19 protein-coding genes are annotated in these 19,536 nt (G+C 61.4%); 9 read left to right on the top strand and 10 right to left on the bottom strand.

Translation table 11 applies throughout. The features are described from left to right. Positions 1-129 precede the first annotated feature (129 nt). Genes NTD89_RS18110 through lnt form a run of 4 tightly spaced genes read left to right on the top strand, consistent with a single transcriptional unit; the run spans position 130 to position 3,996 of the window. Positions 130-1,131: a PhoH family protein gene (locus tag NTD89_RS18110; protein ID WP_145162438.1), complete on the top strand. Its 1,002-nt coding sequence runs from the start codon at positions 130-132 to the stop codon at positions 1,129-1,131. Further along, on the top strand, positions 1,124-1,597 hold the full coding sequence (ybeY, locus tag NTD89_RS18105; protein WP_262208886.1) for an rRNA maturation RNase YbeY: 474 nt from the start codon (positions 1,124-1,126) through the stop codon (positions 1,595-1,597). Before NTD89_RS18110 ends, ybeY begins: the two co-directional genes overlap by 8 nt. Before the next feature lie 27 nt (positions 1,598-1,624). After that, positions 1,625-2,464 (top strand): HlyC/CorC family transporter, encoded by an 840-nt coding sequence (locus NTD89_RS18100; RefSeq protein ID WP_015373027.1) that lies wholly within the window; start codon positions 1,625-1,627, stop codon positions 2,462-2,464. An 8-nt stretch (positions 2,465-2,472) separates the two neighbouring features. Beyond that, a complete protein-coding gene (lnt, locus tag NTD89_RS18095; RefSeq protein ID WP_262208885.1) occupies positions 2,473-3,996 on the top strand; it encodes an apolipoprotein N-acyltransferase in 1,524 nt (507 codons plus the stop codon). 154 nt (positions 3,997-4,150) lie between these two features. On the opposite strand, the gene NTD89_RS18090 is transcribed toward lnt, so the two are convergent. Further along, the gene (locus NTD89_RS18090; protein ID WP_262208884.1) at positions 4,151-4,912 is read right to left on the bottom strand and encodes a YdcF family protein; all 762 of its coding nucleotides are present in this window, start codon (positions 4,910-4,912) and stop codon (positions 4,151-4,153) included. Between the two features lie 97 nt (positions 4,913-5,009). After that, positions 5,010-5,321 (bottom strand): hypothetical protein, encoded by a 312-nt coding sequence (locus NTD89_RS18085; RefSeq protein ID WP_145162454.1) that lies wholly within the window; start codon positions 5,319-5,321, stop codon positions 5,010-5,012. A gap of 262 nt (positions 5,322-5,583) precedes the next feature. Here NTD89_RS18085 and leuS point away from each other — a divergent pair, with 262 nt between their 5' ends. From leuS to NTD89_RS18060, 5 genes are all read left to right on the top strand, one after another. Continuing rightward, complete coding sequence (gene leuS, locus NTD89_RS18080) at positions 5,584-8,190, top strand: leucine--tRNA ligase (protein ID WP_262208883.1); 2,607 nt, start codon at positions 5,584-5,586, stop codon at positions 8,188-8,190. A gap of 88 nt (positions 8,191-8,278) precedes the next feature. Further along, positions 8,279-8,884, top strand: a complete 606-nt coding sequence (gene lptE / locus NTD89_RS18075; RefSeq protein ID WP_145162460.1) for an LPS assembly lipoprotein LptE — start codon at positions 8,279-8,281, stop codon at positions 8,882-8,884. A gap of 39 nt (positions 8,885-8,923) precedes the next feature. Continuing rightward, complete coding sequence (gene holA, locus NTD89_RS18070; protein WP_262208882.1) at positions 8,924-9,961, top strand: DNA polymerase III subunit delta; 1,038 nt, start codon at positions 8,924-8,926, stop codon at positions 9,959-9,961. Between the two features lie 218 nt (positions 9,962-10,179). After that, positions 10,180-10,344 carry an alternative ribosome rescue factor ArfA gene (gene arfA / locus NTD89_RS18065; protein ID WP_003176285.1) on the top strand — a complete coding sequence of 55 codons (165 nt, stop codon included), beginning with the start codon at positions 10,180-10,182 and terminating at the stop codon, positions 10,342-10,344. A 61-nt stretch (positions 10,345-10,405) separates the two neighbouring features. Beyond that, positions 10,406-11,731 (top strand): lytic murein transglycosylase, encoded by a 1,326-nt coding sequence (locus tag NTD89_RS18060; RefSeq protein ID WP_262208881.1) that lies wholly within the window; start codon positions 10,406-10,408, stop codon positions 11,729-11,731. A 176-nt stretch (positions 11,732-11,907) separates the two neighbouring features. Here NTD89_RS18060 and NTD89_RS18055 read toward each other — a convergent pair whose 3' ends face one another. The 8 genes from NTD89_RS18055 to rodA all read right to left on the bottom strand — a co-directional run bounded on the left by NTD89_RS18055 (position 11,908) and on the right by rodA (position 19,533). Continuing rightward, positions 11,908-12,840 carry an LD-carboxypeptidase gene (locus NTD89_RS18055; RefSeq protein ID WP_262208880.1) on the bottom strand — a complete coding sequence of 311 codons (933 nt, stop codon included), beginning with the start codon at positions 12,838-12,840 and terminating at the stop codon, positions 11,908-11,910. 179 nt (positions 12,841-13,019) lie between these two features. After that, positions 13,020-14,039 carry a lipoyl synthase gene (gene lipA / locus NTD89_RS18050; protein ID WP_090401916.1) on the bottom strand — a complete coding sequence of 340 codons (1,020 nt, stop codon included), beginning with the start codon at positions 14,037-14,039 and terminating at the stop codon, positions 13,020-13,022. A 2-nt stretch (positions 14,040-14,041) separates the two neighbouring features. Then, positions 14,042-14,689, bottom strand: a complete 648-nt coding sequence (gene lipB / locus NTD89_RS18045) for a lipoyl(octanoyl) transferase LipB (RefSeq protein ID WP_106579371.1) — start codon at positions 14,687-14,689, stop codon at positions 14,042-14,044. After that, positions 14,689-14,970, bottom strand: a complete 282-nt coding sequence (locus tag NTD89_RS18040; protein ID WP_017136054.1) for a DUF493 domain-containing protein — start codon at positions 14,968-14,970, stop codon at positions 14,689-14,691. Before NTD89_RS18040 ends, lipB begins: the two co-directional genes overlap by 1 nt. 85 nt (positions 14,971-15,055) lie before the next feature. Continuing rightward, positions 15,056-16,213 (bottom strand): D-alanyl-D-alanine carboxypeptidase family protein, encoded by a 1,158-nt coding sequence (locus NTD89_RS18035; protein WP_106579372.1) that lies wholly within the window; start codon positions 16,211-16,213, stop codon positions 15,056-15,058. Between the two features lie 178 nt (positions 16,214-16,391). Continuing rightward, entirely contained in the window at positions 16,392-17,402 is a 1,011-nt protein-coding gene (locus tag NTD89_RS18030; RefSeq protein WP_262208878.1) for a septal ring lytic transglycosylase RlpA family protein, read from the bottom strand. Next, a complete protein-coding gene (gene mltB, locus NTD89_RS18025) occupies positions 17,402-18,412 on the bottom strand; it encodes a lytic murein transglycosylase B (protein WP_262208877.1) in 1,011 nt (336 codons plus the stop codon). The genes NTD89_RS18030 and mltB overlap by 1 nt, the downstream gene beginning before the upstream one ends. A 17-nt stretch (positions 18,413-18,429) precedes the next feature. Further along, on the bottom strand, positions 18,430-19,533 hold the full coding sequence (gene rodA, locus NTD89_RS18020) for a rod shape-determining protein RodA (protein ID WP_057703348.1): 1,104 nt from the start codon (positions 19,531-19,533) through the stop codon (positions 18,430-18,432). Positions 19,534-19,536 lie beyond the last annotated feature (3 nt).

Raw genomic sequence — 19,536 nt, 5'->3', positions numbered from 1 at the left:
CCCCCCCCCCCCCCCCAGCTCCCACATGGGAACCGTGCTGCACTTGGGCTAGATAAGTGCTTTCGCACGTAGGCCACTGGCGTTATCCTCTCTTTCACCTCAACAGCCAAAGGGCGGCTAAAAGCGACCTTGAACGCACCCATAGAACCCCATCGTTTTCTCCTCGAGCCTTTTGAGGCTCGCCGTTTCGCCAACCTGTGCGGACAGTTCGACGAGCACTTGCGCCTGATCGAACAACGCCTGAGCATCGAGATCCGCAACCGCGGCAATCAGTTCGAGCTTATTGGTGAACCCCAGCACACCACGTCTGCAGAAAACCTGCTCCGCCGCCTCTACCGCGAAACCAAGGGTAGTGAGCTGTCGCCGGAGACCGTGCACCTGTACCTGCAGGAATCTGCCGTGGAAGATTTGGCCAACAACCCGGTGGCCGAAGCCAGCGTTGCCCTGCGCACCAAAAAAGGCATGATTCGCCCACGCGGCTTGAATCAGCAGCGCTACGTCAAAGAAATCCTCGGTAACGACATTAATTTCGGCATCGGCCCCGCCGGTACCGGCAAGACCTACCTGGCCGTGGCCTGTGCGGTGGACGCCCTGGAGCGCGAGCAAGTACGCCGCATTCTGTTGGTGCGCCCGGCGGTCGAGGCCGGCGAAAAGCTTGGCTTTCTGCCCGGCGACCTGGCCCAGAAGATCGACCCGTACCTGCGCCCGCTCTATGACGCGCTGTACGAGATGCTCGGCTTTGAATACGTGGCCAAACTGATCGAGCGCCAGGTGATCGAGATCGCCCCGCTGGCCTACATGCGTGGCCGTACGCTGAACAACAGCTTCATCATCCTCGACGAAAGCCAGAACACCACCGTCGAACAGATGAAGATGTTCCTGACCCGTATCGGTTTCGGCTCAACCGCTGTGATCACCGGTGACGTGACCCAGGTCGACCTGCCCAAGGGCACCAAGTCGGGCCTGGCCCAAGTCATCGAAGTGCTCAAGGACGTGCCGGGCATCAGCTTTACGCATTTCATGCCCAAAGACGTGGTGCGTCACCCGCTGGTGCAGCGCATCGTCGAAGCCTACGAGCGCTTCGACCACAAGGACGACGCACCCGCCAAGGACGTTCGCCGCGATGCTTGAGCTTGACCTGCAGCTGGCCACTGAAGCGCCCGCCCCCAGCGAAGAACAGTTCCGTCAATGGTGCACGCTGGCCCTGCGCCAGCGCACCGCCGACTCGGAGCTGACCATCCGCCTGGTGGACGAGCCCGAAGGCCGCGAACTGAATCGCACGTGGCGCCAAAAGGATTACGCGACCAACGTGCTGTCCTTCCCAGCCGACGTGCCGGATGAGTTACTGGATATCCCGCTGCTGGGCGACCTGGTGATCTGTGTCGAGGTGGTGGAACGCGAAGCAAAGGATCAAGGCAAGGAACTTGAGGCCCATTGGGCCCATCTAGTGATCCACGGCTGCTTGCATCTCTTGGGTTACGACCATATAGACGATGACGAAGCGCTGGAGATGGAAACACTGGAACAAACGTTGCTTGCTGAATTGGGTCACCGTGACCCTTATGCAGACGACGAAATCGAAACTACACCTCACTGAAACAACAAAGGATTTAGAGTAATCGCTATGAGCGAAGACCGATCGAGCAACGGGCAGAAGTCATGGCTGGGTAAATTGACCCAGGCTTTTGCCCACGAGCCGAAAAACCGCCAGGAGCTGCTTGAGCTGCTGCGCGAGGCCCATCAGAACAAGTTGCTGGACAGCGAAGCGCTGGCCATCGTCGAAGGCGCCATCCAGGTGGCTGACCTGCAAGTCCGGGACATCATGGTCCCGCGTTCGCAGATGATCAGCATCAAGGCGACCCAGACCCCTCGGGAATTCCTCCCGGCCGTGATCGACTCGGCGCACTCGCGCTACCCGGTGATCGGTGAAAGCCATGACGACGTCATGGGTGTCCTGCTGGCCAAGGACCTGCTGCCGTTGATCCTCAAGGAGAACGGCGACAACTTCAACATCAAGGACCTGCTGCGTCCGGCCACCTTCGTGCCTGAATCCAAGCGCCTGAATGTGCTGTTGCGTGAATTTCGCGCCAACCACAATCACATGGCCATCGTGATCGACGAATACGGCGGCGTGGCGGGTCTGGTGACCATCGAAGACGTGCTGGAACAGATCGTCGGCGACATCGAAGACGAGCACGACGTCGAAGAAGACAGCTATATCAAGCCGCTGCCCAGCGGTGATTTCCTGGTCAAGGCGCTCACGCCGATCGAGAACTTCAACGAGTTCTTCGACAGCGAATTCTCCGACGACGAGTTCGACACCGTCGGCGGCCTGGTGATGAGCGCGTTCGGGCATCTGCCCAAGCGTAACGAGACCACCGAGATCGGCGCCTATCGCTTCCGCATCCTGAATGCCGACAGCCGCCGCATCCATTTGATTCGCCTGACACCTATTGCCCGCTAAGGATTGATATGCGCCGTCTGACCCGCCCCGGCTGGCCCGGTAACTTGCTGGCCGTGGTGGCCGGCGCCATCACCACCCTGGCGCTGGCGCCGTTCGATCTGTGGCCATTTGCACTGGTGGCGGTCGGGTTGTTCTATATCGGCCTGCGCGAGCTGACGCCACGTCAGGCCCTGGGCCGTGGTTGGTGTTTCGGCTTCGGCCTGTTTGGCGCCGGCACCAGCTGGATCTACTACAGCATTCACCACTTCGGCGGCGCTTCGGTGCTGCTGGCTGGCTTTTTGATGCTGCTGTTTACCGCCGCCATCGCCTGGTTTTTCGCCCTGCCCGCCTGGCTGTGGGCGCGCTGGCTGCGCCGTAATGAAGCACCGTTGGCCGACGCGCTGACGTTTGCTGCGTTGTGGGTCGGCCAGGAGGCCTTTCGCGGCTGGTTCCTCACCGGTTTCCCCTGGCTCTACTCTGGCTACAGTCAACTCGACGGCCCACTTACCGGCCTCGCGCCGCTGGGCGGGATGTGGCTGATTTCCTTCGCGCTGGCGTTGACCGCTGCGGTGCTGTGCAACCTGCCACGCCTGCTGGCGAGCAAGCGCAACGGGTTCATCGGCGCAGGCCTGGTTCTGCTGGTTGCGCCCTGGGCCATCGGCCTGGCGCTCAAGCACCACGCCTGGACCACGCCCTCGGGCGCGCCCCTGACGGTGGCAGCGATCCAGGGCAACGTCGAACAAAGCATGAAGTGGGACCCCGAGCAGCTCAATGCGCAGTTGGCGCTGTACCGCGACATGAGCTTCAGCTCCAAGCGTGTCGACCTGCTGGTGTGGCCGGAAACCGCCGTGCCGGTGCTCAAGGATTCCGTCGAAGGCTATCTGGGCATGATGGGCAAGTTTGCTGCAGACCGGCACACGGCGCTGATCACCGGCGTGCCGATCCGCCAGGAAGTGCACCACCAGAAGCGTTTCTTCAATGGCATCACCGTGGTCGGCGAAGGCGAAGGCACTTACCTTAAGCAGAAGCTGGTGCCGTTTGGCGAATACGTGCCGTTGCAAGACATGCTGCGCGGGCTGATTGCGTTCTTCGACCTTCCCATGTCGGACTTCGCGCGCGGCCCGGCTGACCAGGCGATGCTGCAGGCCAAGGGCTATCAGATTGCGCCCTTCATTTGCTATGAAGTGGTGTACCCGGAATTTGCCGCCGGCCTGTCGGCCCAGAGCGATCTGTTGCTGACCATCAGTAATGACACCTGGTTTGGCCGCTCCATCGGCCCGCTGCAACACCTGCAAATGGCGCAGATGCGCGCATTGGAGGCTGGCCGCTGGATGATTCGGGCGACCAACAACGGCGTTACCGGCCTGATCAACCCGTTCGGGCAGATCACCGCGCAGATCCCGCAGTTCGAGCGCGGGATCCTGTACGGCGAAGTGGTGCCGATGCACAACCTCACGCCGTACCTGCAATGGCGCTCATGGCCGTTGATCATCGTGTGCCTGGGGCTGTTTGCCTGGGCGTTGCTGGCGGGGCGGATGTCCAAGACGGTCTGACAGAGAAACCCAAAATCAATGTGGGAGCTGGCTTGTGTGGGAGCGGGCTTGCTCGCGAATAGGGTGCATCAGCTAATGAACAGGCTGACTGACGCACCGCTTTCGCGAGCAAGCCCGCTCCCACATAGGCCCACCGCAACGTTGATTTACGGTGTTACCGATAAAACACCCGATACCCCACCTGCCCCACCGCCTCATTGATCAACTGCCCGCTGCGCCACACCGACACAAACTCGGGCATCCAGCCGCCGAGCGGCCGGGCATTGTCCACGCCCAAAAATCCCACCGGCGCCGGCACCACGGTGAAGCCGGCCTTCTCAAAACTCCACACCGCGCGCGGCATGTGCCAGGCCTGGGTCACCACCACCACGCGCTTGATGCCTTGGGGCAGCAGTATCTCGGCACTCATCTGCGCGTTTTCCCAGGTAGTGCGGCTGCGTTCTTCCTTCCAGCGCACCGTCACGCCGAAGTCATCCTGCATCGACACGGCCATCAACTGCGCCTCACTGGGCGGCGTGCCGTAGTGCAAGCCGCCGCTGGTCAATACCGGCAACCCGGAGGCCTTGGCCAGTCGCGCGGCGTAACGCTGGCGCTCAAGGCCGATGCCGGTGGGTTGATCACTGCCCCAGGCCGGATCACCGCGTTCGCGCCCGGAGCCCAGCACCACAATGGCATCGGCGCGCTGCGCCAATGTTGCCCACGCTTCACGCGCCAACGGTGGCTCGGTTTCCAGCGCATGCGCGCCCCATTGCACCATCACCGGCAGGCTGATCAGCCACATCCCGCCCAACCCCACCACAAAGCAAAACCCCGCCAGGCGCGGGCGGCTTTTACGAAACCACCAGGCAAACACCAGCAGCAGCAAAAAAATGCCGGGCGGCAACAGCAATTGTTTAATGAAATAACGAAAAGGCATCGGGCATCTCCAAAGATGCCCGAAGCCTAGATGCAACGGGATTTAGCGACAATCTTTACCCACACATTTCGAGAAGGTCACTGGATAACGCGATGTTTCACCGAACGGCCCGAAGCTTTTCGGGGCCGCGACCGGCCGCCACATCCTTCAACCAGATTACCTTGGCCGAACGTGATGGCGCCTGGGCTGGCGGGGAAGCCGGCCCTTGAGAGGCACGCTGGTGATTCAACTCCAGGTAAACCTTGATCAATTCAAGCTCAGCCTGGCTCAAGCCTCGCAACTCCAATTCCAGAGGCCGTTCATCACGCAATCGGCCTGCGGTTCTGGCAGCATCCAATGCCCGACCCAAACGGTCGATCAGTCCTTGGTACAACTGCGGTTTCGTTAAAGTTCGCTGCGATTCAACCATCCCCTCACCTCATTGAAGATAAGACTCACTCCCCAATAAACAGCGTAGTCCCCGTGGCTGCGCCTGCCCGGCGCCGCGACAGACGGCCCTGCCTGCGCAATCAGGGTTTCCCTCGATAGAGTGGGGTCATGTATGCTACGGCGCTTCCTGTAACTCCACTTCCCGCAGGGTTTGGGCACGGACGCGCCGCTTTTTGGTGTCGATCAACCTGAACGTTGCACCGAAGAGGATTAGGCCACCCCTATTCAGTTCAAAAGTAGCCATGCACGAACAATATCAGCCCCGTGAAATAGAAAATGCCGCCCAAACCTTCTGGGACGAGCAAAAGTCCTTTGAAGTCAGTGAACAGCCAGGCAAGGAGACTTACTACTGCCTATCGATGTTCCCTTACCCCAGCGGCAAGCTACACATGGGGCACGTGCGTAACTACACCATCGGCGACGTGATTTCGCGCTACCAGCGCATGCTCGGCAAGAACGTTCTGCAACCCATGGGTTGGGACGCCTTCGGCATGCCGGCGGAAAACGCCGCGATGAAAAACAACGTGGCGCCCGCCAAGTGGACCTACGAAAACATCGCCTACATGAAGACCCAGCTGCGCAGCCTGGGCCTGGCGGTAGACTGGTCGCGCGAGGTGACCACCTGCAAGCCCGATTACTACCGTTGGGAACAATGGCTGTTCACCCGCCTGTTCGAAAAAGGTGTGATCTACAAGAAAAGCGGCACCGTGAACTGGGACCCGGTCGACCAGACCGTACTGGCCAACGAGCAGGTCATCGACGGTCGCGGCTGGCGCTCCGGCTCGCTGATCGAAAAGCGCGAAATCCCGATGTACTACTTCAAGATCACCGCCTACGCGGATGAACTCTTGTCGAGCCTCGACGACTTGCCGGGCTGGCCTGAACAGGTCAAGACCATGCAGCGCAACTGGATCGGCAAGTCCAAGGGCATGGAAGTGCAGTTCCCGTACAACGTCGATTCCATCGGCGTTGCCGGCGCACTGAAAGTCTTCACCACCCGCCCAGACACCCTGATGGGCGCGACCTACGTCGCCGTGGCCGCTGAACACCCGCTGGCCACCCAGGCCGCACAGAACAACCCAGAGCTTTCGGCCTTCATCGCCGAATGCAAAGGCGGCAGCGTGGCCGAAGCCGACGTCGCCACCCAGGAGAAAAAAGGTCTGCCAACCGGCCTGCTCGTCGAGCACCCGCTGACCGGTGAAAAACTGCCGGTGTGGGTCGCCAACTACGTGCTGATGCACTACGGCGATGGCGCGGTAATGGCCGTGCCGGCTCACGACGAGCGCGATTTCGAATTCGCCACCCAGTACGGCCTGCCGATCAAATCGGTCGTGCGTACCAGCTCGGGTGATACCAACCCGGCTCCGTGGCAAGACGCCTACGGCGAGCACGGCGAACTGATCAACTCCGGCGAGTTCGACGGCCTGGATTTCCAGGGCGCTTTCGACGCCATTGAAGTGGCACTGATCAAGAAAAACCTCGGTGCCTCGCGCACCCAGTTCCGCCTGCGCGACTGGGGCATCAGCCGCCAGCGCTACTGGGGCTGCCCGATTCCGATCATCCACTGCCAAACCTGCGGTGACGTGCCGGTGCCGGAAGACCAGTTGCCGGTGGTACTGCCCGAAGACGTGGTGCCCGATGGCGCCGGTTCGCCGTTGGCGCGCATGCCCGAGTTCTACGAGTGCGCCTGCCCGAAATGCGGTGCACCGGCCAAGCGTGAAACCGACACCATGGACACCTTCGTCGAGTCCTCGTGGTACTACGCTCGCTACGCCTCGCCGCACTATGAAGGCGGCCTGGTGGAAAAATCCGCGGCCGACCACTGGTTGCCGGTGGATCAGTACATCGGCGGCATCGAACACGCGATTCTTCACCTGCTCTACGCGCGTTTTTTCCACAAGCTGATGCGCGACGAAGGCCTGGTCAGCTCCGACGAGCCGTTCAAGAACCTGCTGACCCAAGGCATGGTGATCGCCGAGACTTACTATCGCCGCGAAGCCAATGGCGCCTACACCTGGTTCAACCCGGCGGACGTAGAGCTTGAGCGTGACAGCAAAGCCAAGGTAATCAGCGCCAAGCTGAAATCCGACGGCCTGCCGGTGGAAATCGGCGGCACCGAGAAGATGGCCAAGTCCAAGAACAACGGCGTCGACCCACAGTCGATGATCGATCAGTTCGGCGCCGACACCTGCCGCCTGTTCATGATGTTCGCCTCGCCGCCCGACATGAGCGCCGAATGGTCCGACTCCGGCGTCGAAGGCTCGCACCGTTTCCTCAAGCGCGTCTGGCGCCTGGCGCACGCCCATGTCAGCCAGGGCCTGCCGGGCAAGCTGGACGTGGCGTCGTTGAGCGATGAACAGAAAGCCATTCGCCGCAGCACTCACCTGGCCATTCGCCAGGCCAGCCAGGACGTGGGCCAGAACCACAAATTCAACACCGCCATCGCTCAGGTGATGACGCTGATGAACGTGCTGGAAAAAGCACCGCAGGCGACCGAACAAGACCGCGCGCTGGTCCAGGAAGGCCTGGAAACGGTCGTTCTGTTGCTGGCTCCGATCACGCCGCACATCAGCCATGATCTGTGGAGCCGCTTGGGCCACAGTGGCGCGGTGATCGACGCAGGCTGGCCGGTACAGGATGACAGCGCACTGGTGCAGGACACGCTGCAGCTGGTGATCCAGGTCAACGGCAAACTGCGTGGCCAGATTGATATGCCAGCCAGCGCCAGCCGTGAAGACGTCGAGGCGGCTGCACGGGTCAACGAGAACGTGCTGCGCTTTACCGAAGGCCTGACGATCCGCAAAGTGATCGTAGTGCCTGGCAAACTGGTCAACATCGTCGCCAGCTAATCGGATCGGGCGCAGGGCTTGGGCCCTGCGCCGAACCAAACCTTTAAGGCCTCGATAAGGCCCACATGGTTTCAAGGGGAGCAACAAAATGATCAAACGCAATTTGCTGGTGATGGGCCTCGCTGTGCTGCTGAGCGCTTGCGGCTTCCAGCTGCGCGGCACCGGCACCAATGAACTGAGCATCAAGGAACTGGACGTCAGCGCCCGCAACGCCTATGGCGACACCGTGGTTCAGCTGCGCCAGACCCTGGAAAACAGCGGTGTGCACGTCTACACCGGTGCAACCTACAAACTGGTCCTGGTGGACGAGCAGGAATCCCAGCGTAGCCTGAGCTACGCCAGCGCCGGCCGCGCGTCGGACGTTGAGCTCAATACGGCCGTCAACTATGAAGTACAAGGCCGTGACCACCTGTCATTGATGGCCGACAAGCTCGAAGTCCAGAAAGTTGTGAGCCACGACGGCAACAACCTGGTGGGTTCGGACTCGGAGATCATTCAGGTTCGCAAGGAAATGCGTCGTGAGCTGATCCAGCGCCTGATGGTACGTCTGCAACAGCTGACGCCGGAAAAACTGGCCGCTCTGCAGCAAACCGCCGACAACAAGGCCAAGGCTGACGCCGACGCCCTGAAAGCCGCAAAAGAGTACGAAGACAACACGCCGAAACAATCGCCTGTTGAAGTCCCTGTCGAGTAAGCCAGACGGGGCGCCCCTGGCGCCCCGTTTGCCCCGCCTATGAAGCTCGCCCCCGCCCAACTCGCCAAACACCTGCAAGGTGGCCTCGCGCCTGTCTATATCGTCAGCGGTGATGACCCGCTGTTGTGCCAGGAAGCGGCAGACGCTATTCGCAACGCCGCGCGCCAGCAGGGTTTCGATGAACGCCAGGTCTTCAGCGCCGACGCCAGTTTCGACTGGGGCACGTTGCTGCAAGCCGGTGCGAGCATGTCGCTGTTCGCCGAAAAACGCCTGCTGGAATTGCGCCTGCCCTCGGGCAAACCCGGGGACAAGGGCGCGGCGGCGTTGATGGAATACTGCTCGCGTCCCGCTGAAGACACGGTGCTGCTGGTCAGCTTGCCCAAGCTCGACGGCAGTGCGCAGAAAACCAAATGGGGCAAGGCGCTGGTAGAGGGGCCACAGACCCAGTTCATCCAGATCTGGCCAGTGGACAGCAACCAGTTGCCGCAGTGGATTCGTCAGCGCCTGTCCCAGTCGGGGTTGTCAGCGACGCAAGACGCTGTTGAGCTGATCGCCGCCCGGGTCGAAGGCAACTTGCTTGCTGCCGCCCAGGAGATCGAAAAGCTTAAGTTGATGGCCGAAGACGGGCAAATCACCGTCGAAACCGTGCAAGGCGCAGTGGCCGACAGCGCTCGCTTTGACGTGTTCGGGCTGGTGGACGCGATTCTTAACGGTGAACCCGCCCACGCCCTGCGCATGCTCGAAGGGCTGCGCGGCGAAGGCGTGGAACCCCCGGTGATTCTATGGGCGCTGGCCCGTGAGTTGCGGGTGCTGGCCAATATTTCGCTGCAATACAGCCAGGGCACTCCGCTGGACAAATGCTTCAGCCAGGCACGGCCACCGGTCTGGGACAAACGCAAACCGCTGATGAGCAAAGCCCTGCAACGGCACTCGGCGCAACGCTGGGCGCAATTGCTGCTGGAAGCGCAACGAATAGACGCGCAGATCAAGGGCCAGGCGGCGGGTTCGCCGTGGATGAGCCTGAGCCGTTTGTCGCTGTTGATGGCCGGCCAGCGCCTGACCTTGCCCGCCGAATAACCTTCTCTCAAAAACATCACAGATCCCATGTGGGAGCGGGCTTGCCCGCGAATGCGGTGGTTCAGCTGACACTTGTAGTGACTGACACGCCGCCTTCGCGGGCAAGCCCGCTCCCACATTTTGATCGTGCACCTTTCCTACACCGCGCCGGGCTTTACAGCGGCGTCACTTCGGCAGATGATTTGCACCGCTTCATCCCACCGACAGAGAGTATCGACATGAGCAAAAAGCCATCCAAGCATGGCCCCAACAAGGCCAAATCCATCATCGCCCAGCCACTGTTCCGCAGCCGTCAGGAACGCGCCGGCAAGGGCAAAGGCAGCTACCGCCGCGAAGCCTTCCAGTCTAATAGCTGGGAGGCTTCTTACTTTCTGGCTGCCTGAAGGCAAGCGCCCCTCCGGCATGATAAGGTCTGTACCTGATTTGTAATCCCTGGACCTGTGCATGCCCTCTAGCCTTTCCCGTCGTTGGCACCTTCGCCAATTGATCGCTGCCTCCAGCCTCATTCTGCTTGTCGCCTGCGCGGAAAAACCCACCGCCGCAGACGCGCAACCCCTGCCAAAACTGCAGACTGTGCCGGCCGTCGCGCCCGCCGTCGTTGCGCCGTTGGCCGTGGACAACCTCGATATCCAACCGACCCAGACCTTTGCCGAATGGCAGGCGGCCTTTCGCGTTGACGCGCTGAAAGCCGGGATCACGCCCGCGGTGTTCGACAACGCCTTTGCCGGCGTCACCCCCGACATGGCGGTGATTCGCGCTGACCGCAGCCAACCGGAATTTTCCCGCCCGGTTTGGGAATACCTCGACGGCGCCCTCTCGCCGGTGCGCGTACGCAATGGCCAAGCGTTGCTGATCAAGTACGCCGACATCCTGCAAAGCATCGAACAACGCTATGGCGTCGACCGCCAGGCGCTGGTTTCGGTGTGGGGCATGGAAAGCAATTTTGGCCAGTTCCAGGGCAATAATTCGGTGATCCGCTCCCTGGCAACCCTGGCCTACGAAGGCCGTCGCCCGGCATTCGCCCAGGCGCAACTGCTGGCGGCGCTGCAGATCATCCAGCATGGCGACATCCAGGCCGACCAGATGAAAGGCTCCTGGGCCGGCGCGATGGGCCAGACGCAATTTATCCCGACCACCTACAACACCCACGCGGTCGACTTCGACGGTGACGGTCGCCGTGACATCTGGAACAGCCCAGCCGACGCCCTCGCCTCCACGGCGCACTACCTGCAAAGCTCTGGCTGGCAAAAAGGCCAGCCGTGGGGCTTTGAGGTGCAACAGCTGCCGGCCAACTTTGATTACGCCCTGGCAGACGGCGGCGTGCGCAAGACCGTTGCCGAGTGGCTGAAACTCGGTATCCAGTTGCCACCTGGCGCGAGCATGCCGCCCAACGTCGACCAACTGTCCGCCGCCCTGTTGCTGCCGGCAGGCTACCGTGGCCCGGCGTTTCTGGTGCTGGACAACTTCCGCGCCATCCTCAAGTACAACAACTCGTCGTCCTACGCATTGGCGGTTGGCCTGCTGTCGGAGCGGTTTGGTGGCGGTGGTGTGATTCGTGGCGATTGGCCCAAAGATGAGCTGCCACTGAGCCGCTCCCAGCGCATCGACTTGCAGACAGTGCTGAGCGCCAAAGGGTATGACGCGGGCAATGCAGACGGCATCATCGGCGCCAACACGCGCAAGGCGATCCGCGCAGCGCAGCAGTCGTTGGGCTGGCCGGCAGACGGGTATCCGACTGTGAAACTGCTGGAGTCGTTGCAGAACCGATAGACCTGCAATGGTGGCGAGCGGGCTTGCCCCGCGTTGGGCCGCGAAGCGGCCCTGATCAAGCAGAATACGGTGTATCAGCTGCGCCTGAGTGGCTGGTTTTGGGGCTGCTGCGCAGCCCGACGCGGGGCAAGCCCGCTCGCCACAAAAAAGGCCCGCGCGGTGGCTTTATCACCACGTCAGGGCTTGAACACTACATCCTGCTCCAACACCAACCGCTGCGCTCCCGCATCCAGCCGTACCAATGCGCCCATCGGCAGCGTCAGGTTCGGGTCGCAGTGCCCACTGCGCCAGCCGGACAACACCGGAATGCACAAAGGTGCAAAGGTCTGCTTCAGCAGTCGCTCCAGCGCTGCTTTATCCACACGCGCCACGTCACCCACCAGCACACCGGCAATCTGCTCCAGCTTGCCCGCCAGGCGCAGGTGAGTCAGCAGGCGGTCGATACGGTAGATCGGCTCGTTGACGTCTTCGATCAGCAAAATGATGCCTTCGGCGTCAATCTCATAAGCCGTGCCCATCACCGCCGCGATCATCGACAGGTTGCCACCCAGCAAGCGCCCACAGGCGATACCTGGCTCAAGGGTGGTCAATGGGTAGGCCACCGGGTGCGCCACTACACTGCCGGCGCCAAGCTGACCGCGCAGCATGCTGAACAGCGATGACTCCGTGGGCTGTTGCTTGTCGCCCAGCAAATCGGCGTTGAGCATCGGCCCGTGGAAAGTCACGAAGCCCGCGTAGCGGCTGATCGCCAGGTGCAACGCGGTGATGTCGCTGTAACCCACGAAAGGCTTGGGGTTGGCGCGCAGCAGGTCGTAATCCAGACGATCCAGCAAGCGTGGCGTGCCGTAGCCGCCGCGCAGGCAGAAGATGGCATCGATGTCGGGGTCGGCGAAAGCAGCATGAAGGTCACGCAGGCGCACGTCATCGCTGCCTGCGAGATAACTGTCGCGTTCGTATACACCTGGAAAAATCCGCAGCTCATGGCCACGGGCGCGCATCCATTGCCCGGCTTTTTCAACGTCGAGGGCGGCAGGGCCGGCGGGGGCAATCAGGCCGATGATGCCTTCGGGGCGAAGTGCAGGTACCGCGGCCGCAAGTTGAGTTGTCATCCATGGGTCTCCCTGTATGACGCGGAACGAAATGTGGGAGCCGGACCCTGTGGGAGCGGGCTTGCCTGCGACGCAAACGCCTCGGTTTTCAGTCAAACCGAGGCGATGCTATCGCGGGCAAGCCCACTCCTACATAAGCCCGCTCCCACATTGGATCTGCGGTGTTGCGCACATCGTTATTACGAAACCAGGCTGGCCTTGACCAGCTTGGCCTGCTCGTCAGCGTGGTACGAGGAACGCACCAGCGGGCCGGACGCCACGTTCTTGAAGCCCATTTTGTAACCTTCCTCGGCGAACCAGGCGAAGGTGTCCGGGTGCACGAAGCGCTGCACCGGCAAATGGCTGCGCGACGGCTGCAGGTACTGGCCGAGGGTCAGCATGTCGATGTCGTGTTCGCGCATGCGCTTCATGACTTCGATCACTTCTTCGTCGGTCTCGCCCAGGCCCAGCATCAGGCCGGATTTGGTCGGGATGTGCGGCATCATCTGCTTGAATTTCTGCAGCAGGGTCAGCGACCACTGGTAGTCCGAGCCTGGACGCGCGGCCTTGTACAGGCGTGGCACGGTTTCCAGGTTGTGGTTGAACACATCCGGTGGCTCGGCCGCGGTGATTTCCAGCGCGACGTCCATACGGCCACGGTAGTCCGGCACCAGGGTTTCGAGCATCACGTTCGGCGACAACTTGCGGATCTCGCGAATGCAGTCGGCAAAGTGCTGGGCACCGCCGTCACGCAGGTCGTCGCGGTCTACCGAGGTGATTACCACGTATTTGAGTTTCAGGTCGGCGATGGCGATGGCCAGGCTTTCCGGCTCGTTGACGTCCAGAGGCTTCGGCCGGCCGTGGCCAACGTCGCAGAACGGGCAACGACGGGTACAGATGTCACCCATGATCATGAAGGTGGCGGTGCCGCCGGAGAAGCATTCGCCCAGGTTCGGGCAGGACGCCTCTTCGCACACGCTGTGCAGCTTGTGTTTGCGCAGCAGGGCCTTGATACGGTCGACTTCCGGCGAAACCGGGATGCGCACGCGGATCCAGTCAGGTTTTTTCGGCAGTTCGGTGGTCGGGATGATCTTGACCGGGATGCGTGCAACCTTCTCGGCGCCGCGCAGCTTGACGCCGGCTTCCACCTTGGCACGCGGGGCCGGACGCTCGGTGATGTCCAGCGTCGGGATCATGGTTTGCACTGCATCAGTAGTCATAATCAGTCGATTCCGCCCGTAAGGGTCGTCTGCTCAGCATAGTCGAGGTGTTTGACGAGCTGCGCACGCAGCCGGGCACTTACCTCGGCAAATTTAATCGGTGTGGCGTGATCGCTCAGTTGCGTCATCGCCAACCCTGCATAACCGCACGGGTTGATGCGCCCGAATGGCGCCAGGTCCATGTCCACGTTCAAGGCCAGGCCATGAAAGGAACAACCGTGGCGGATCCGTAAACCGAGGGAGGCGATTTTCGCGCCGTCCACATACACACCGGGTGCATCGGGCTTGGCCGCGGCGCTCACGCCGTAACTGGCCAACAGCTCGATCAGGCAAGCTTCCATGCGGCTCACCAGGTCACGTACGCCAAAACCCAGCTTGCGCACGTCCAGCAAGAGATAAGCAACAAGCTGACCCGGCCCATGGTAAGTCACTTGACCACCTCGGTCGACCTGCACCACCGGAATATCCCCCGGCAGCAGCAGATGCTCGGCCTTGCCAGCCTGGCCCTGGGTGAATACCGGCGGGTGTTCCACCAGCCAGATTTCATCCGGGGCCGAGCTGCCGCGCTCGTTGGTGAAGCGCTGCATGGCATGCCAGACCGGCTCGTAGGCCATCTGGCCGAGCTCGCGAAAGCCCAGGACCTGAGACATCACAGCACCATGTGCACGAAGCCGGTGGCCCGCAGTTCGCTGTTGATGTCGTAGAGCTGGTCTTGACCGGTCGCAACGATGTGCAACTGGATCGTGGTGTACTTGCCGTTGGAGCTCAAACGCTCGTCCACACGGTTGTCGTTGATCGTCGCGTGTTTACGCACGATCTCCAGAATCTTGTCTTTGTTGCCCACACCCGTATCGCTGATTACCTTGACGGGATAGTCCACGTTAGGGAATTCGATCTTTGGCGCCTTTACTTCTACTTCTTTATCGGTCATGGCGTAACGGCCTCGTAAGCGTAAGCCGTGGCGACGGGCAAAGCCCCGCGTCAGGTCGACGCGGGGCTTTGCAGGTGCACACTTATCAGTTGAACAAGCTGTAGAAGAATAGACGGATGCTATCCCACACGCGGCGGAAGATACCACCTTCGTCGACGGCGTCCAGCGCGATCAGGTCGGCGCTGTGCACCACCTTGTCGTCCAGCTTCACTTCGACTTTACCGATAACGTCACCCTTGGCGATTGGCGCAACCAATTGCGGGTTCATGGTCATGCTGGCAGCGAGCTTTTTCAGCTGGCCTTTAGGCATAGTCAACGTCAGGTCATCAGCCAGGCCGGCTTTGACTTGGTGGGTAGCGCCTTTCCATACCGGGGCTTGAGCCAGCTCAGCACCCTTCTGGTAGAAGGTCTGGGTTTCGAAGAAGCGGAAACCGTAGGTCAGCAGCTTTTGCGTCTCGGCCGCACGGGCCTGCTCGCTGTTAGTACCGAAGACCACGGCGATCAGGCGCTGGCCGTCACGTACAGCAGACGACACCATGCAGTAGCCGGCTTCGTCGGTGTGGCCGGTTTTCAGGCCATCGACAGTCTTGTCGCGCCACAGCAGCAGGTTGCGGTTAGGCTGCTTGATGTTGTTCCAGAAGAACTCCTTCTGGGAGTAGATCGCGTAGTGCACCGGGTCGACGCGGATGATCGCGCGCGCCAGCAGCGCCATGTCGTGAGCCGACGAGTAGTGCTCCGGGTTCGGCAGACCGGTCGGGTTCATGAAGTGGCTGTTGGTCATGCCCAAGTCGCCGGCCGTCTTGTTCATCATGTCGGCAAAGGCGTCTTCGCTGCCGGCGATGTGCTCGGACAAGGCCACGCTGGCGTCGTTACCGGACTGGATGATGATGCCGTGCAGCAGGTCGCTGACAGTCACCTGCGAACCCACCTTGATGAACATCCGCGAACCGCCGGTACGCCAGGCGTTTTCGCTGACGGTAACCGGGTCGTTTTCGCCGATCTGGCCGCGACGGATTTCCAGGGTCGCGATGTACGCCGTCATCAGCTTGGTCAGGCTCGCGGGTGGCAGGCGCTGGTCACCGTTGTTCTCGACCAGCACGTTGCCGCTGGCGGCATCCATGAGGACCCAGGCCTTGGCGGCCAGTTGCGGGGAAGCCGGCACCATTTCAACCGCCCAGGCGGCCGGGGTGATGATCAGCGAAAGAAGCAGGCACGTGCGTTTGGCTAAGGTGGTGATGTTCATCCGTCTCTCGAAATTGCTTATGGAAACTTGCCCTCGCGGGCAAAACTATTCAGACAGCCCGCTGCCAGACTGTCACGTGTTCGGTTGCCCGCTCACCCCTTGCCCCTGGGTTTTTATTGTTCAACGAGCCAACAACCAGGGCCCAGACCCGCGCACGCGCCTGAGCCATCAATCTTTCTTATTCGGCGGTGACCACGCTGGGTTGCCCCAGGTTGGCCAGGCGCACGCTGTTCTGTACTTGCGCCACTTCACTTGGCGAACCAATTGGCCCCATGCGCACACGGTGCAGGGTCTGCTGGTTACGCACGATGGAGCTGATGAAAACCGGCGCATTGACCATGCTGCTCAGCTTGGACCTTAACAGTTCTGCCGCATCGGGGTTGGCGAAAGCGCCGACCTGCAGGTACTGACCGCCCACCGTGGAAGCGCCCGGCGCTGCGTGCGGCACGACCACCGTGTCCGGTGCGTGCTGCGCCGGTGGCGGTGTCCACTGTTCGATCTTGCCGGCTGACGCGGTCACTTGCGGCTGTGGCGTTTGCGGCTCGTTGAGCATCAACGGCGCCGGTTTGCCACGCTGGGCCCAGTACTGCGCCGGGTCGATGCCTTCGACTTTGACGCGCGCGGTGCCGATTTCGGCGTAACCGAGTTTCTTCGCGGCGGCGTAGGACAAGTCGATGATCCGGTCCGAATAGAACGGCCCACGGTCGTTGACCCGCAGGATCACCGTGCGGTTGTTGTCCAGGTTGGTCACGCGTACGTAGCTGGGCAGCGGCAGGGTCTTGTGGGCCGCGCTCATGCCGTACAGGTCATACACTTCGCCGTTGGCGGTGTTCTGGCCATGGAACTTGGTGCCGTACCAGGACGCCGTGCCCGATTGGACGTAGGTCTTGGAATCCTGCAGCGGGAAGTAATTCTTGCCCAACACGGTATACGGGTTGGCCTTGTAAGGCCCGGTGTGCAGGGTCGGCGTGGCATCCGGGATTTTCGACACGTCGACATCCCACCACGGCGCGCCGTCTTTGTGCGCGCGGTTGATGTCCAGGCCCGGCTGGGCGCGGACGATACCGCCACCGCTCTTCTGGGCCGGCGCGCGGCTTTTGGTGGTGGTGGAAGAGCAACTGACAACCAGCAAGGACAACGCGGCAAACGCCACCAGCTTGAGCGGTTTATTGAACGGCGATGCCCGCATTACTTGTTGCCCCGTGCTTGGACCAGCATGTCTGACAGCTGATGCACGGCCATGGCGTACATCACACTGCGGTTATAACGCGTGATTGCGTAAAAATTCTTCAGGCCCATCCAGTATTCCGGGCCGTTTTCGCCTTCCAGGCGGAACGCCGTCACCGGCATATCATCGCGTGGCGCATTCTGACTCGACCAGCCCAGGGCTCGCAACTCCCCGACGGTCTTGACCGGCTCGATTCCCTGGGTCAAACCTGCGTCGGCGCGCTCCCCGGTGACATCGGCACGGATCACCACCGGCTCGCCGGACACCCAACCATGGCGCTTGAAGTAGCTGGCCACGCTGCCAATGGCGTCATCCGGATTGCTCCAGATATTGATGTGGCCGTCGCCGTCGAAATCCACCGCGTAAGCACGGAAGCTGCTCGGCATGAACTGCGGCAAGCCCATCGCACCGGCGTAGGAGCCCTTGAGGGTCAGCGGGTCGACTTGTTCTTCGCGGGCCAGCAGCAGGAATTCGCGCAGCTCCTTGCGGAAGAACTCGGCGCGCGGCGGGTAATCGAAGCCCAGGGTCGATAAGGCGTCGATCACCCGGTAACTACCGGTATTGCGCCCGTAAAAGGTTTCAATGCCGATGATCGCGACGATAACCTGGGCCGGCACGCCGTATTCCTGCTCGGCGCGGGCCAGCGCGGCTTCATGCTGGCGCCAGAAGTCCACACCCCGCGCCACGCGGGCGTCGGTGAGGAACATCGGACGGTATTCTTTCCACTGTTTGACGCGCTCGGCGGGACGCGAGATCGCATCAAGGATCGCCTGCTTGCGCTGGGCTTCGCGGAACACGCCCATCAGCTGTTCACCGGCGAAACCGTAGTCGCGGGTCATTTCACCGACAAATTCGGCGACCTGGGGTGAGCCATCGTAGTCACCGGCCTGCGCCTCTTGCGTCGCGCCCAGCAGCCCAATCAGGCTCATCCAGGACGCATGCCGAGTCGCCCAGCCGCGCATTACTTGCATTGACATCTTCACCTTATTCAAACCTGTGCGATCCACTTGCGATGCGTGTGAATCGACATCAAAACCCCAAACGCTGACAGCAATGTCACCAGCGAAGTTCCGCCGTAGCTAATGAACGGCAACGGCACCCCAACCACCGGCAGCAGGCCACTGACCATACCGATGTTGACGAAAACGTAAACAAAAAAAGTCATGGTCAGGCTGCCGGCGAGCAGTTTGCCGAACAGCGTCTGCGCCTGTGCGGTGATCACCAAACCGCGACCGATCAACAGCAAATAAATCAGCAACAGCGCGCAAATGCCTACCAGGCCGAACTCTTCGCCCATCACGGCAATGATGAAGTCGGTGTGGCTTTCGGGCAAAAAGTCCAGGTGCGACTGCGTGCCCAGTAACCAGCCCTTACCAAATACTCCGCCGGAACCGATGGCGGCCTTGGACTGGATGATGTTCCAGCCAGTGCCCAGCGGGTCACTCTCCGGGTCGAGGAACGTCAGGATCCGCTGCTTCTGGTAGTCGTGCATAAAGAAGAACCACATGGCCACGGCCACGGGGATGGCGGCCGCCAGCACGCTGAGGATCCAGCGCCAGCGCAAGCCACCCATAAACAGTACGAACGCGCCACCCGCGAGGATCAGCAACGAGGTGCCGAGGTCGGGCTGGCGCACGATCAGGATGAACGGCACGCCAATCAAGATCAGGCTGATGCCCACGTGCTTGAGCTGCGGCGGCAAGGTGCGCTTGGACAAATACCAGGCGATGGTTGCCGGCATCAAAATCTTCATGAATTCCGACGGCTGGAAGCGAATCACCCCTGGAATGTTGATCCAGCGCGTCGCCCCCATGGCGTTGTGGCCCATCACGTCCACCACCACCAGCAGCAATACGCCAGCGACATAACCAAGCGGCACCCAGCGCGCCATGAAACGCGGTTCGAGCTGGGCGATCACCACCATCGACAACAGGCCCAGGCCGAACGACGAAGCCTGCTTGATCAGCAGGTCCCAGTTCTTGCCGCTGGCCGAATACAGCACGAACAGGCTGCCGGCCGCCAGGGTCAGCAGCAGGATCAGCAACGGGCCATCAATGTGCATGCGCTGCAATAACGTCGCGCGGCGACGCATCAC

Source organism: Pseudomonas sp. 14P_5.3_Bac1 (genome assembly GCF_025466135.1).
Taxonomy (GTDB): Bacteria; Pseudomonadota; Gammaproteobacteria; order Pseudomonadales; family Pseudomonadaceae; genus Aquipseudomonas.
Note: the sequence above shows the minus strand (reverse complement) of the source record. Positions and strands in the feature narration are given on the sequence as shown.